This is a genomic window from Pseudomonas sp. P4_D7 (genome assembly GCF_056401755.1).
In genome coordinates, this window is sequence record NZ_JBFUIR010000010.1 from 36,942 (window position 1) to 49,799 (window position 12,858).

A 12,858-nucleotide genomic window follows, 5' to 3' on the forward strand; every position below is an offset into this window, starting at 1 on the left:
CTTCAAGCGCAAAAAAAAGAGGCCCTGTTCAGGGCCTCTTTTTTATTGCGTGGATTTTACTGTCGGCAAGCGATCAATCAGGCTTGCCGTTGATGACACCGGCAGTGTTGTCCATCAGGCTTTTGGTCGCCGTTTGCAGGAACGCTTCGAGTTTGAGTTTCAACTCGGCAGTGCGCGGTGCATTCGGAACGATCTCGGCATGTGGATTGGCACCCAACTGGTATTGCCAGATCTTCGGCCCCATTTCCTTGTCCTTCGGCAGGACCAGAATCTGGTCGGCGGTGACGATGGCAGTGGTCTGCTCGCTGCCCGACGGCTTGATCACCCCGAAACCGGTGTCGCCTTCCGGCAGATTGAGCAGGTCACGGCCCCAGCACTGATGACGCACTTCGCCACCGAGACGGCCCATGATGGTCGGCACAATGTCGATCTGCGTCCCCACGGTGTGGTCACGGGTGCCGAACTTCTCCTGAATACCAGGCGCGATCATCAGCATCGGCACGTTGAAGCGGCCCAAGTCCATTTCGGTGATCTGGCGCTCGTTGCCGAAGCCGTGGTCGCCGACGATGACGAACAGGGTTTCCTTGAAGTACGGCTCTTTGCGCGCCTTCTCGAAGAACTGACCCAGCGCCCAGTCGGCGTAGCGCATGGCGGTCAAGTGTTCGTTGAGGCTGCCGCGATCGGTCACACGCTCGACCGGCAATGGCGTCGGCAAGGCGTATGGCGTGTGGTTGGACAGCGTTTGCAGCAAGGCATAGAACGGCTTGCCGTTTTCACGCTTCTTCAACTCGATCAGACCACGATCGAACATGTCCTGATCGGACACGCCCCAGGTCGGGTCGGAGAAGACCGGGTTGACGAAGTCGTTACGACCAACGAAGTTGGTCATGCCCTGGTTGCTGAAGAAGCCCGACTGGTTGTCCCAGGCGAAGTCGCCGTTGTACACGTAGACGTCGTCATACTTGCGCGTGCTGAGCAGCTGCGGCAGGCCGGAGAGCTTGTGGCTGCCTTCCGGGGTCTGCATCAGGTATTCGAAACCTGGCAGATTCGGGAAGCAGGCCATGGTCGCGAACATGCCCTGGTGGGTGTGCGTACCGTTGGAGAAGAAGCGGTCGAACAGCAAGCCTTCCTTTGACAGTTTGTCCAGGTATGGCGTGATGTTGCCCGGCGCACCCAGCGCACCGACCGAGTGACCGGCCATGCTTTCCATCAGGATCACGACAACGTTCTTGATCGGCAGGGTCTTGTCGGCCGGTGGCGTGTATTGACGGCGTACGGCGGCGATATCGGCATCGACCAGTTTGTCGTCCGGCATCAGCAGCATATCGCGCACGACCTTCTGCGCTTGCTCCTGCGGCAGTGTAGCTTTCCAGATGTTGTTGCGGTCTTCGCCCATACGGTCCTTGGCGGCCGCGATCAGCGACAGCGTGCCGTTGAGGCCGAGCTGGTTGGCGAAGTTGGAGTCGGTGGTGTACACGTCACCCCAGCGCAGTGGCGGGCCTTGACGCAAGGTGCCGCGGGCGGCAACTACACAGATCAACAGGCAGACCACGAACACCGCCAGACGGGTGTACCACGGCGCAACTTGACGGGTACCGACACTGCCACCGCTGAACGGGCCGCGCGGACGCGTGGCACGGTCGGCGCCTTTGAACGCGAGGGTCAGAATGACGGTGCCGATCACCCACGCGAGCAGGTAGCGCACCACCGGAAAACCGTACCAGAGCATGCTCATCACGGTTTTCGGGTCTTCTTTCACGTACTGGAACACCAGGCCGTTGAGGCGCTGGTGGAACTCGCGGTAGAAGTCCATCTCCATCAGGCCGAGGAACAGCGCGATGCTTGAGGCGATGGTCAGCCACAAGCGGAAGAAGCCGCGTGCGGCCATGGCGCGGGCACTGAACAGCGCCAGTACCAGCGGAATGCACACGTAAACCACCAGGCGCAGGTCGAAACGCAGGCCGTTGGCGAAGGCTTCGAGGAAGGTCGAAGCCGGGGTGTCGAGGATCATCTCGCGGTTGTAGACCAGCAGCGCGAGGCGCAGCACGGAAAACATCACCATCATGACCAGCGCGCAAAGCAGCGTGTAGGCCAGATGCGATTTGACGGTCGGTTGCAGCAGGCGAGCAGAAGATCGCTGCTGATTCAGGGCGTCCGGGTTTGCCATGTCGTTTTAGGACCCATTGGAAGTTGAAGTTGCAAAAATACAGCGGCGCCAGGCCCTCTATTGGTCATTCCAGACCCCGGGGCTTGCGCGGTGCGCAAATGTTGCACGATCACCCGCACCATTGCCATTGATTACTGCCCTGCCGCCCGACACTTTCATTTAGTGCAGCCGCGAACCGGGGCAGCGTGCAAACAGCGCGGGCGAATTGTCAGGAACACTTTGTGAAAATTTCGTGCAACGCATATCTGGAAACACAATATAGATACAAAACAAAACGCCCCGAATCGATCGGGGCGTTTTGTTGCAACGCGAGATTACTTCTCGGCGCGTTCTTTCAAGGCTTTGAGGGTATTGAACGGTGCATCGACGACAAACTTGTTGGCAATCATCGACGGCACGCTACCACCCGGCTCGGTATGCACCTGATAGGTCACTTCAACCTGATCACCTTTGGGTACGAATTTCCAGAAGCCTTTGACCTGCGCTACACGGACAAAGCCTTTCTCTTCCGGAATGTACTTGGGCAGACCTTCGAGGTTACGGGTCAGGCTGCCATCGGCGCCTTCAACGGTGGTGATGTGCAGCACCGAATCACGCGGGGTCACCGGCCAAGGCGTGTTGAACTGGGTGTAGGTCCAGCTCTGATCGCCCTCGTGCTTGAGCAGTTTCTGGGTCTTGCATTCGTGAATCCAGGCGCACGCGCCGGAGACGTCTTCCTGCAGTGCGCGCAGTTTGGCGACGGTGGTTTTCATCAGCGCAACGCCCTGGTAGGACTTGTAGTCCGAACCTGGCACTTCACTCAGGGACACCTTGATGCCGTCCTCGTTCTTGGCGACTTTCCAGTCTTCAGCCTGAGCGACGGAGGTAGCCAGCACAGCGGTCAAACCACACAACACAGCGATACGATGCAGCGAACCCATAGTCTTATTCCTTATTGTTGAAGTTCCGTTCGTTTGACACATCACGCCGCCGTCATCTGCTCCCACCAGCCAATCAGCCTGATCGCTTCTTCCGAGCTGCTGCCACAGACTTCGACATCCGCCGCAAAGCCGGAACAGACTGCCGGGCGCTCGGGGCGGCCGAAAATGCTGCACAGGTTTTCGACCGAGAGTTGCACGCAACGTTCGCCGGCAGGTTTGCCATCAGGCATGCCGGGAATTGGCGAACTGATGGAAGGGGCAATGCAGCAAGCGCCACAGCCTTCACGGCATTTCATGACGAACAATTCCTCGCGACGGGCGATGTGTAAAAGGGACGCGGAACAGAGTAACCGCTAAAACGGCTGTTTTAAATTCCCTGAACCGGGGTTTTTACCGATAACTGAATGTGACTGACCAGTCTCCGACAAAGCGTCTGGTCTGCGGGTCACAGATGGCCTGCAGTCACTGCTTGAATTCAAAATCCAGCGCCGCACCTTCGACTTCACGGCGCTCTTCGTTGCGCAGTTGCAACTGCATTTCGTTGCTGAGCAAACGTCCGTTGAGCTGGAAGCCGTTGTTCTTCTCGCCAAACATCTGCGGCAGGATCGGCTCGCGCTTGGGCAATTCAACCGTGCCCTTGGGCTTCAATTCCTCGACCATGTCTTTGGGCAGGCTCAAATCGAGTTTGGCCGACGGCAACTTGGTTTTTACCACTTCACTGGCGGGTTTCGATTTCGAGGCGACTGGCTTGCGCTTCTTGATGATTTTTTGCTGAGGTTTCTTCGCCGGAGTTGCCTTCTGCGCTGGCGTGTTTTTTTTCGCCGGGCTCATCGCCGCCGGTTTTTCCTGAGCCGCAGCGGCCACGACGCCAGGCGCATGACCGATCATCAGCAAACCCAGCAAAACCCAAGCGGCAGGAGCAATCGCTTTCATGAACCCAACAGTGGCAAACGGCAGATGGCCATATGCTCGCTTGTTGGGCGCCACAAGACAAGCATCAGCCACCGCTCGTTCAGAATCCGCCAGCGGTTTCCTGACACAGTTGCGTCGCCAGCAAGCCAAGGGTCATCAACGCCCGCTCCGCCTCGCGGTTCCACGGAATCCCGCAGTTCAGGCGAATACAGTGGTTGAACTGCTCGGTATTACTGAAGATCAGTCCCGGCGCAATGCTGATGCCCTGCTGCAGGGCGCGCACATGCAATTCCTGAGTATTCACCCTACCCGGCAAGCTCACCCAGAGGATGAAACCGCCCGTAGGCCGGGTCATTTGCGTACCCTCGGGGAAGTACTGCTGCACCGCCAACTGGAAGGCACTGAGGTTTTTTCGGTATTCCTGGCGGATGTACCGTAAATGCCGGTCATAACCGCCGTTTTCCAGATAAGCGGCAATCGCCATCTGCGTCACGCTGCACGCCGAGTGGGTGCTGAAGGTCTGCAAGCGCTGGATTTCCTGCTGATATTTGCCAGCGATCATCCAGCCGATGCGCACACCGGGTGACAAGGTTTTGGAGAAGCTCGAACAGTAGATCACCCGATCCAGTCGGTCATAAGCCTTGAGCGCTTTGGTTTTGCCCTGCTCGAACATCAACTCGCCATAGATGTCGTCTTCGACAATCTGGATGTCGAAGTCCGAGGCCAGACGCAGCAACTGTTTCTGCCGCTCTTCGGGCATGGTGCCGCCCAGCGGATTGCTCAGGCGCGTGGTCAGCACCAGCGCTTTGATCGACCATTGGTTGGCGGCCAGTTGCAGCGCTTCGAGGCTCATGCCAGTGGCCGGATCGCTAGGGATTTCGATGACCTTCAAGCCGAGCAGATCGGCCAATTGCAGCAAACCGTAATAGGTTGGTGATTCGGCGGCGATCAGATCGCCCGGGCGGGTCAGCACGCGCAACGACATCTGCAAGGCGTCGACACAACCGTGGGTGATGACCACTTCCGACGGATCGACCACCACACCGGCATCACGCATGCGGATCGCCACTTGCCGGCGCAGCGGCTCAAAACCGGGGCTGAACATGTAGCTGAAAGCACGCGGACTATGGAAGCGGGTGACCTTGGCCAGTTGCTGATGCAGTGCGCGCACCGGCAGGTAATCGACACTCGGCACGGCCGCACCCAGCGGGAACACGCCTTCGCGGCGTGATTCGACCAGAACCTGTTGAATGATGCTGCTGCGGGTAACCAGCCCCGGCCGCTCGACACGGGCGATGTCCGGCGTCGGCGCCGTCAGTGCCGGCGTCTGGTGCACGTAATAACCGGACTGCGGGCGCGCCCGAATCAGCCCCTGATCTTCGAGATTGGCGTAAGCCTGCAACACCGTCGCATGGCTGACGTTGAGCTGCGAACTCATCTTGCGCACCGAAGGCACGCGCTCCCCCGGTTGATAGACCCCACGGCGGATGTCTTCGGCCAGTTGCCGAGCAATACGTTGGTAGAGCAAGAGATTGGTCATGACGCAGCACTCGATTTCACGGGCATTTTATTCTTGTGTGAAACAATACCGGAACAGTTTAGAAGTGTACTGGGACAGTTGCCACATTACTCGACCATACAGTGCGGTGTCTGCCCCCTACTGTACGGATTGCGAGCCAATCGACAGACGTAAAAAAGCCCGGCACTGCATGACAGCCCGGGCTTTCCAGAGACGCAACCCTCAGCGGGCGGCGCCGAGCTGGCCTTTTTCATCGGAGAAGACAATTTCAACCCGACGATTCTGTGCCCGCCCACGCTCGGAAGCGTTGGCGTCCACTGGGTATTCGTCGCCGTAGCCTTCGACCTGAATGCGTTTGTCGTCGATGCCCAGGTCCATCAGCACGTCCGCCACCGCTTGCGCGCGATCACGGGATAGCTTGAGGTTTTCCTGCTTGCCGCCGGTGCTGTCGGTGTAGCCCTCGATGCGCACTACACGTTTGGGGTTCAGTTGCAGGAACTGAACGATTTTCAGCACAACACGGTTGGCCGAGTTTTTCAGCTCTGCTTCACCGGTGTCGAACAGTACATCGCCGAGGGTCATCACCAGACCACGGTCGGTCTGCGTGGTGGCCAGTGCAACGATCTGTTCTTCCAGCCACTTGCCCTGCTGCTGCACGCTAAGCAACTTCGATTCACGCAAGGCCAGTTGCAGGCGCTGGCGGTCCAGTTCGAGCTTGGCCGCGCGCTCCTCATTGAGCACCTGATTGGTATGCTCGCGGGCGATTTCGCTGTAGCGCTGGCTCAGGTAGGCGTAGTGCACAACATCGGAACCGCTGCCCCAATAGGTCGACAGGCGATCGGCACGAGCCAGGGACTCACCGGCGCGGATCACGTCTTTCGGCGCGATGCGCAGCACGTTGGAGTCTTCCTTGACCTTCTGGAAGTCGGCGCTGGCTTCTTGCAGAGCGGATTCGCTGTGTTGACCGGCGCAGCCGTACAGGCTGACGCAACCGGCGAGGATCAGGCCGCCTACAACTTTCGACTTGAGACTCATTGGGCATCTCCCAGTTGCTTGCGCAGACGGACGATGCGGGTGTTAAGCACATTCACCTGTTCTTGACTTTTTTGCGTCAGCACTTTGGCTTCGGCCAGACGTGCATCCAGTTCAGCCTGCTCCGAACGCATACGCGCGTTCCGATAGGACTGGTCAGCCATGTTGCCTTTGGCGCGGTTGTACTTGGTTTCGGCCAGTTTCATTTCCGGCACTTCGTCGGCGGTGGCGCCAACAGCCTTGGCCTGGGTGATGGCTTGCTCGGTCAGGCGCATTTGTTCATTGGGTGCCGGATCGGTCGCGCAACCGGCCAGGGCCAGAACGGCCACAGCCGCGAAAAGAGGTCGAATACTCACTAAGAATCCCTACTGTTTTGGGGCACTGACGGGTTGTGGCGGCTGTTGCTGCTGCGCCTTCCAGCGATCGATGTTGCGTTGCAGCGCGGCTTCCGTCAGTCCGGACGCGGGCAATTCTGTCATCTTTTTGGCCAACTGTCCGCGCAACCACGGATCGTTGCATGCCGAGTTATGCGAAACCGCGAGGAACAGCCCCGGCCGGTCGACCGGTTGCTCGAACACCAACAGGTCATTGGCCATACCCAATGCCTGCGCGGCGGCCATGCCCGAGTAGCGGCCGGCGAGTACATATTCCACTTCGCCCAAGAGCAATTTCTGTAGCGCCTGAGTGAGGTTGGCTGTCCGGGTCAGGGTCAGATTCTGCTCGGCGAAAGTGCCAAATGCCTGGGTCATACGAGACTTTTCCGACAACGCACCGACGTGACCGTGCAGGTCTTTGGCCTCGCTGTAGACCAGCGTCGAGCCTTTGCGGGTCCACACCAGATAGTCGTTTTCCAGCAACGGCGGATGGATGTAGTCGAGGTTTTCCAGCTCATTGAGGGTCAGCGGCGCGTCGGCGAGCATGTCCATGCGCCCGCTGCGCACTTCATCGAGGGCTTGCGAACGTTTGCCGGCGTAGAGCAATTCGACTTTGATGCCGAGGTCTTTGGCGACTTGTTGCAGCAGATCAGCGCTGGCACCGATCAACTGCTTGGGATTCTGCGGGTCCTGCCACAGGTACGGCGGCGCATCCGGGCTACCGGTGACGACGAGGCGCTCGCATTTGCCCGCGGCCATCGCCAACCCCGGCAACAGGGCCAACCCCAACAACCATCCGCAACGCAGATCCATGGCAAAACGCTCCCACTCAAATCCGAGACAAAAAAAAGCCCGACCAACAGGCCGGGCTCTTTATAAGTGAAGCCGCTGGATTAGACCAGCTTCTCCAGCTCAGGGACGGCTTCGAACAGATCCGCCACGAGACCGTAATCGGCCACCTGGAAGATCGGCGCTTCTTCGTCCTTGTTGATCGCAACGATCACTTTGGAGTCTTTCATACCGGCCAAATGCTGGATCGCGCCGGAGATACCGACGGCGATGTACAGCTGTGGCGCAACGATCTTGCCGGTCTGACCGACCTGCATGTCGTTCGGTACGAAACCTGCGTCGACGGCGGCGCGCGAAGCCCCCACCGCAGCGCCCAGCTTGTCGGCCAGAGCGTACAGATGCTTGAAGTTGTCGCCGTTCTGCATGCCGCGGCCGCCGGAAACGACGATCTTGGCAGCGGTCAGCTCAGGACGATCGGACTTGGCCAGTTCTTCGTTGACGAAGCTGGAAGTGCCGGCGTTGTGCGCAGCAGCAACAGCTTCAACGGCAGCCGAACCACCTTCAGCGGCAACCGGGTCGAAACCGGTGGCACGCACGGTGATCACTTTGATCGCAGCGGTCGACTGCACGGTAGCGATAGCGTTACCGGCGTAGATCGGACGTTTGAACGTGTCAGCGCTTTCGACCGAGATGATCTCGGAGATCTGGTCAACGTCCAACTGCGCAGCAACGCGCGGCAGGATGTTTTTGCCGTTGGAGGTGGCGGCAGCCAGGATGTGGCTGTAACCAGCGCCCAGCTCAGCTACCAACGGAGCAACGTTTTCCGGCAGCTGATGCGCGTAAGCCGCGTTGTCAGCATTCAGGACTTTGCTCACGCCAGCGACTTTCGCTGCGGCTTCAGCCACGGCGCCAGCGCCTTGACCTGCAACCAGAACGTGGACGTCGCCGCCGATTTTGACCGCAGCAGCCACGGTGTTCAGTGTGGCCGGGGCCAGCACTTTGTTGTCGTGTTCAGCAATAACCAAGATAGTCATTTAGATTACCTTCGCTTCGTTTTTCAGTTTCTCGACCAATTCAGCTACCGACTTAACCTTGATGCCCGCGCTGCGTGCAGCCGGCGCTTCGACTTTCAGGGTCTTGTTGGTGGAGGCGGTGGAAACGCCCAAAGCGTCCGGAGTCAGCACTTCGAGAGGCTTCTTCTTGGCTTTCATGATGTTTGGCAGGGACGCGTAGCGCGGCTCGTTCAAACGCAGGTCGGTAGTGACGATTGCCGGCAGTTTCAGGGAAACCGTCTGCGCGCCGCCGTCGATTTCACGGGTCACGGCAACGCTGTCGCCGGAGACTTCGACTTTCGAGGCGAACGTGCCCTGACCGTAGCCGCTCAGTGCAGCAAGCATCTGGCCGGTCTGGTTGTTGTCGCTATCGATCGCCTGTTTGCCGAGGATAACCAGTTGCGGCTGTTCCTTGTCGACCACAGCCTTGAGCAGCTTGGCCACGGCGAGCGAGGTCAGATCTTCAGCGGATTCGACGAGGATGGCACGGTCGGCACCCAGAGCCAGTGCGGTACGCAGTTGCTCCTGAGCGGTGGTCGGGCCGATGGAGACGACGACGATTTCAGTCGCAACACCTTTCTCTTTCAGGCGTACGGCTTCTTCCACTGCGATTTCGCAGAACGGGTTCATCGACATCTTGACGTTGGCGAGATCGACGCCGGAATTGTCCGCCTTGACGCGAACCTTGACGTTGTAATCCACAACGCGTTTGACAGCTACAAGAACCTTCATGGATTCCTCGTTACTCTCCGGTGAAAAGAAAGTCGCCTAGGCGAACCTGGCGGTTGATGCTCATCAGGCTAAAGGGCACCTCTAAAAACGCCGACTTGGGTGTCTGGTGGCTGCACAGTGTGAGGACCTGCGACCGTTCGTCAGGGGTGACCGACGAGTCATTGATCTTCACGCTGTGTAAACTGCGCGCCGGACTGCGCTGCGCATCACCTTCTACTGCCTGTGCCCTGTCTTTAGACGTGCTCTTGAAACCGCCAGTCTGCCTACGACGAGCGCAAAACCGCCCGTATCTTGACCGGAACGCCTATTCCGGTCAATACAGCAAAATGACCATTCATAAGCCGCGCTTCTTTGATTTCTCTGGGCTGGAGCCGATTCAAACAAACGTTTGTATTGGACGCTCGGAGTGGTGTAGATATAATGCGCCGCCTAGAGAGAAAGGTCGGTCTCCAATATCCCCCTTGACGTTAACGTAAAGGAATAGCGGATGCGACATCAAACCTCCAAATTAGAAAAAAAACTGTTGAGCCTTGAGTAGGAGATAGCCTGTGGAACGCGAATACATGGAATTCGACGTGGTCATCGTCGGTGCCGGCCCCGCTGGCCTGTCCGCCGCCTGCCGTCTGAAGCAGAAGGCCGCCGAAGCCGGTAAGGAAATCAGCGTCTGCGTGGTCGAAAAAGGCTCCGAAGTCGGCGCACACATCCTGTCCGGTGCCGTGTTCGAACCACGCGCTCTGAACGAACTGTTCCCGGACTGGAAAGAACTCGGCGCACCGCTGAACACGCCAGTGACCCGCGACGATATTTTCGTGCTGAAAAACGCCGAAAACGCGCAAAAAATTCCGGACTTCTTTGTGCCCAAGACCATGCACAACGAAGGCAACTACATTATTTCCCTCGGCAACCTGTGCCGCTGGCTCGCCCAGCAGGCTGAGAACCTCGGCGTGGAAATCTACCCGGGTTTCGCCGCTCAGGAAGCACTGATCGACGAACAAGGCGTAGTGCGCGGGATCATCACTGGTGATCTGGGCGTCGACCGCGAAGGCAACCCGAAAGAAGGCTTGTACACCCCGGGCATGGAACTGCGTGGCAAGTACACGCTGTTCGCCGAAGGCTGCCGTGGCCACATCGGCAAGCAACTGATCAAGCGCTACAACCTCGACAGCGATGCCGACGCCCAGCACTACGGCATCGGCCTGAAAGAAATCTGGGAAATCGACCCGGCCAAACATCAGCCAGGCCTGGTGGTGCACACCGCCGGTTGGCCGCTGGACATCATGGGCACCGAAAACACCGGTGGCTCGTTCCTCTATCACCTGGAAAACAACCAGGTGGTGGTTGGTCTGATCGTTGACCTGTCCTACAGCAACACTTACCTGTCGCCGTTCGACGAGTTCCAGCGCCTCAAGCATCACCCGGTGCTGGCGCAGTACCTGGAAGGCGGCAAGCGCATCAGCTACGGCGCGCGCGCGATCTGCAAAGGTGGCCTGAACTCGCTGCCGAAAATGGTCTTCAAGGGCGGCGCGTTGATCGGCTGCGACCTCGGCACCCTGAACTTCGCCAAGATCAAGGGCAGCCACACCGCGATGAAGTCCGGCATGCTCGCCGCAGAATCCGTGGCTGACGCGCTGTTCGCGGAAAAGGACGGCACTGAAGAGCTGACCACTTACGTCGACGCGTTCAAGAAGAGCTGGCTTTACGACGAACTGTTCGCCAGCCGTAACTTCGGCCCGGCGATCCACAAGTTCGGCGCCATCGTTGGCGGCGGTTTCAACTGGCTGGACCAGAACATCTTCGGCGGCAAACTGCCGTTCACCCTGCACGACACCAAGCCGGACTACGCCTGCCTCAAGCTCGCCGCCGACTGCAAAAAGATCGACTACCCGAAACCCGACGGCAAACTCAGCTTCGACAAACTGAGCTCGGTGTTCATCTCCGGTACCAACCACGAAGAAGAGCAGCCGTGCCACCTGAAGCTGACCGACCCGAGCATCCCGATCAGCAAGAACCTGCCGCTGTACGACGAACCGGCGCAGCGCTACTGCCCGGCCGGTGTGTACGAAGTGATCACCAAGGAAGACGGCGAGAAGCGCTTCCAGATCAACGCGCAGAACTGCGTGCACTGCAAGACCTGTGACATCAAGGACCCTTCGCAGAACATCACCTGGGTCACGCCGGAAGGCGCTGGCGGCCCGACTTACCCAAATATGTAAGTCGAACCGCTGAACATCAAGGCTCCCGAATCGGGGGCCTTTTTGTTGCCCAAAATTCCTCTGACACCACAAAACAACTGTGGGAGCGAGCCTGCTCGCGAAAGCGGTGTGTCATATAAAAATGATGTCGACTGATGCACCGCATTCGCGAGCAGGCTCGCTCCCACAGGGGATTATCGTCTAATCAGGCAGCGCGTTCGTCACCCGGACTACGCTCAAAGTAGCGCTTGTACTCGCGGCTGAATTGCGACGTACTCTGATACCCCACCCGATGCGCCACCTGCGCCACACCCAGGCCTTCGGCGACCAACAACGTCTGCGCCTTCAGTAACCGCAGGCGCTTCAGATACTGCACCGGCGACAACAACGTGCTGCGTTTGAAATGCTCATGAAAGGTCGACACGCTCATGTTCGCGCAACCGGCCAGCGTTTCAACGTTCAACGGCTCGGTGTAATGCGCATGCAGATGACTGATCGACGCCGCCACCCGCGCGAATTGCCCTTGCTGCTCGACCAATGCCCGCAACACATCCGCCTGCGGCCCACGCAACGCGACAAACAACAACTCCCTTACCCGCGCCGGCCCGAGAATCTGACATTCCAGCGGATCGTGCAGGCAACTGAGCAAGCGCTCGACGCAACCGCGCATGGCATCGTCGAGCACCACCGAGGTCATCGACTCCGGCGTCTGCGCCGGGATATGCCGGCCCGGCGCCAGCCCCATGGCCAGCACCAGCTCACCGAGCAAGACCCGGTCGATCGCCACCGAAACACCGAGCAACGGCGCATCCGGCAAGGCAAACGTCTCGCATTCGAACGGCACCGGCAGCGCCTGAATCAGATAATGCCCGGCGCCGTACTCCATGGTGCGCGGCCCGAGAAACGCCAGTTTGCTGCCCTGGGCGATGATCATCAGGCTCGGTTCGTAAATGTGCGGGCCACGGGCAACGTCGCAACTGGCACGCAACACCTGCACACCCGGCAGCCCGGTCTGGCTGTAACCATCGCGCAGCGCCAGCGGTTCAATAAGCGAAACCAGCCGGGCATTGGCATCAAGATGACGGGTCAACTGCATCGAATTGCTCTTCACAAAAAATCACGAAAATAAGGGATGAAAGCATCATCGCAGATCCTTTTGCCAATGCGAC

Annotated in this window: 12 protein-coding genes; 1 reads left to right on the forward strand and 11 read right to left on the reverse strand. The window is 58.9% G+C overall.

What is annotated here, in order from left to right:
• Nucleotides 1-73: 73 nt before the first annotated feature.
• The 10 genes from AC1DVF_RS09345 to AC1DVF_RS09390 all read right to left on the reverse strand — a co-directional run bounded on the left by AC1DVF_RS09345 (nucleotide 74) and on the right by AC1DVF_RS09390 (nucleotide 9,497).
• A complete protein-coding gene (locus tag AC1DVF_RS09345) occupies nucleotides 74-2,167 on the reverse strand; it encodes an LTA synthase family protein (RefSeq protein ID WP_477782361.1) in 2,094 nt (697 codons plus the stop codon).
• 314 nt (nucleotides 2,168-2,481) lie between these two features.
• The gene (locus AC1DVF_RS09350) at nucleotides 2,482-3,087 is read right to left on the reverse strand and encodes an START domain-containing protein (RefSeq protein ID WP_016985992.1); all 606 of its coding nucleotides are present in this window, start codon (nucleotides 3,085-3,087) and stop codon (nucleotides 2,482-2,484) included.
• 41 nt (nucleotides 3,088-3,128) lie between these two features.
• Complete coding sequence (locus AC1DVF_RS09355; protein WP_007908349.1) at nucleotides 3,129-3,383, reverse strand: YkgJ family cysteine cluster protein; 255 nt, start codon at nucleotides 3,381-3,383, stop codon at nucleotides 3,129-3,131.
• Between the two features lie 166 nt (nucleotides 3,384-3,549).
• On the reverse strand, nucleotides 3,550-4,020 hold the full coding sequence (locus AC1DVF_RS09360) for a translation initiation factor 2 (protein WP_093435540.1): 471 nt from the start codon (nucleotides 4,018-4,020) through the stop codon (nucleotides 3,550-3,552).
• A gap of 79 nt (nucleotides 4,021-4,099) precedes the next feature.
• Entirely contained in the window at nucleotides 4,100-5,539 is a 1,440-nt protein-coding gene (locus AC1DVF_RS09365; RefSeq protein ID WP_477782362.1) for an aminotransferase-like domain-containing protein, read from the reverse strand.
• A 201-nt stretch (nucleotides 5,540-5,740) separates the two neighbouring features.
• Entirely contained in the window at nucleotides 5,741-6,553 is an 813-nt protein-coding gene (locus tag AC1DVF_RS09370; protein WP_477782363.1) for an OmpA family protein, read from the reverse strand.
• The gene (locus AC1DVF_RS09375) at nucleotides 6,550-6,906 is read right to left on the reverse strand and encodes a DUF4398 domain-containing protein (RefSeq protein ID WP_093435356.1); all 357 of its coding nucleotides are present in this window, start codon (nucleotides 6,904-6,906) and stop codon (nucleotides 6,550-6,552) included. Before AC1DVF_RS09375 ends, AC1DVF_RS09370 begins: the two co-directional genes overlap by 4 nt.
• Nucleotides 6,907-6,915: 9 nt before the next feature.
• Nucleotides 6,916-7,737: a substrate-binding periplasmic protein gene (locus tag AC1DVF_RS09380; RefSeq protein WP_477782364.1), complete on the reverse strand. Its 822-nt coding sequence runs from the start codon at nucleotides 7,735-7,737 to the stop codon at nucleotides 6,916-6,918.
• Between the two features lie 80 nt (nucleotides 7,738-7,817).
• The gene (locus tag AC1DVF_RS09385) at nucleotides 7,818-8,747 is read right to left on the reverse strand and encodes an electron transfer flavoprotein subunit alpha/FixB family protein (protein ID WP_477782365.1); all 930 of its coding nucleotides are present in this window, start codon (nucleotides 8,745-8,747) and stop codon (nucleotides 7,818-7,820) included.
• Nucleotides 8,748-9,497 carry an electron transfer flavoprotein subunit beta/FixA family protein gene (locus AC1DVF_RS09390; protein WP_007908338.1) on the reverse strand — a complete coding sequence of 250 codons (750 nt, stop codon included), beginning with the start codon at nucleotides 9,495-9,497 and terminating at the stop codon, nucleotides 8,748-8,750.
• Nucleotides 9,498-10,045: 548 nt separating this feature from the next.
• Between AC1DVF_RS09390 and AC1DVF_RS09395 the strand changes: the two genes are divergently transcribed.
• The gene (locus tag AC1DVF_RS09395) at nucleotides 10,046-11,710 is read left to right on the forward strand and encodes an electron transfer flavoprotein-ubiquinone oxidoreductase (protein ID WP_016985998.1); all 1,665 of its coding nucleotides are present in this window, start codon (nucleotides 10,046-10,048) and stop codon (nucleotides 11,708-11,710) included.
• Between the two features lie 184 nt (nucleotides 11,711-11,894).
• Here AC1DVF_RS09395 and AC1DVF_RS09400 read toward each other — a convergent pair whose 3' ends face one another.
• Nucleotides 11,895-12,785, reverse strand: a complete 891-nt coding sequence (locus AC1DVF_RS09400; protein ID WP_099756894.1) for an AraC family transcriptional regulator — start codon at nucleotides 12,783-12,785, stop codon at nucleotides 11,895-11,897.
• Between the last annotated feature and the right edge of the window lie 73 nt (nucleotides 12,786-12,858).

Excerpts from the sequence above, each read along its gene's own strand:
- AC1DVF_RS09345 (WP_477782361.1), bottom strand. The coding sequence starts at position 2,167 with ATGGCAAACCCGGACGCCCTGAATCAGCAGCGATCTTCTGCTCGCCTG.
- AC1DVF_RS09350 (WP_016985992.1), bottom strand. The coding sequence starts at position 3,087 with ATGGGTTCGCTGCATCGTATCGCTGTGTTGTGTGGTTTGACCGCTGTG.
- AC1DVF_RS09355 (WP_007908349.1), bottom strand. The coding sequence starts at position 3,383 with ATGAAATGCCGTGAAGGCTGTGGCGCTTGCTGCATTGCCCCTTCCATC.
- AC1DVF_RS09360 (WP_093435540.1), bottom strand. The coding sequence starts at position 4,020 with ATGAAAGCGATTGCTCCTGCCGCTTGGGTTTTGCTGGGTTTGCTGATG.
- AC1DVF_RS09365 (WP_477782362.1), bottom strand. The coding sequence starts at position 5,539 with ATGACCAATCTCTTGCTCTACCAACGTATTGCTCGGCAACTGGCCGAA.
- AC1DVF_RS09370 (WP_477782363.1), bottom strand. The coding sequence starts at position 6,553 with ATGAGTCTCAAGTCGAAAGTTGTAGGCGGCCTGATCCTCGCCGGTTGC.
- AC1DVF_RS09380 (WP_477782364.1), bottom strand. The coding sequence starts at position 7,737 with ATGGATCTGCGTTGCGGATGGTTGTTGGGGTTGGCCCTGTTGCCGGGG.
- AC1DVF_RS09385 (WP_477782365.1), bottom strand. The coding sequence starts at position 8,747 with ATGACTATCTTGGTTATTGCTGAACACGACAACAAAGTGCTGGCCCCG.
- AC1DVF_RS09390 (WP_007908338.1), bottom strand. The coding sequence starts at position 9,497 with ATGAAGGTTCTTGTAGCTGTCAAACGCGTTGTGGATTACAACGTCAAG.
- AC1DVF_RS09400 (WP_099756894.1), bottom strand. The coding sequence starts at position 12,785 with ATGCAGTTGACCCGTCATCTTGATGCCAATGCCCGGCTGGTTTCGCTT.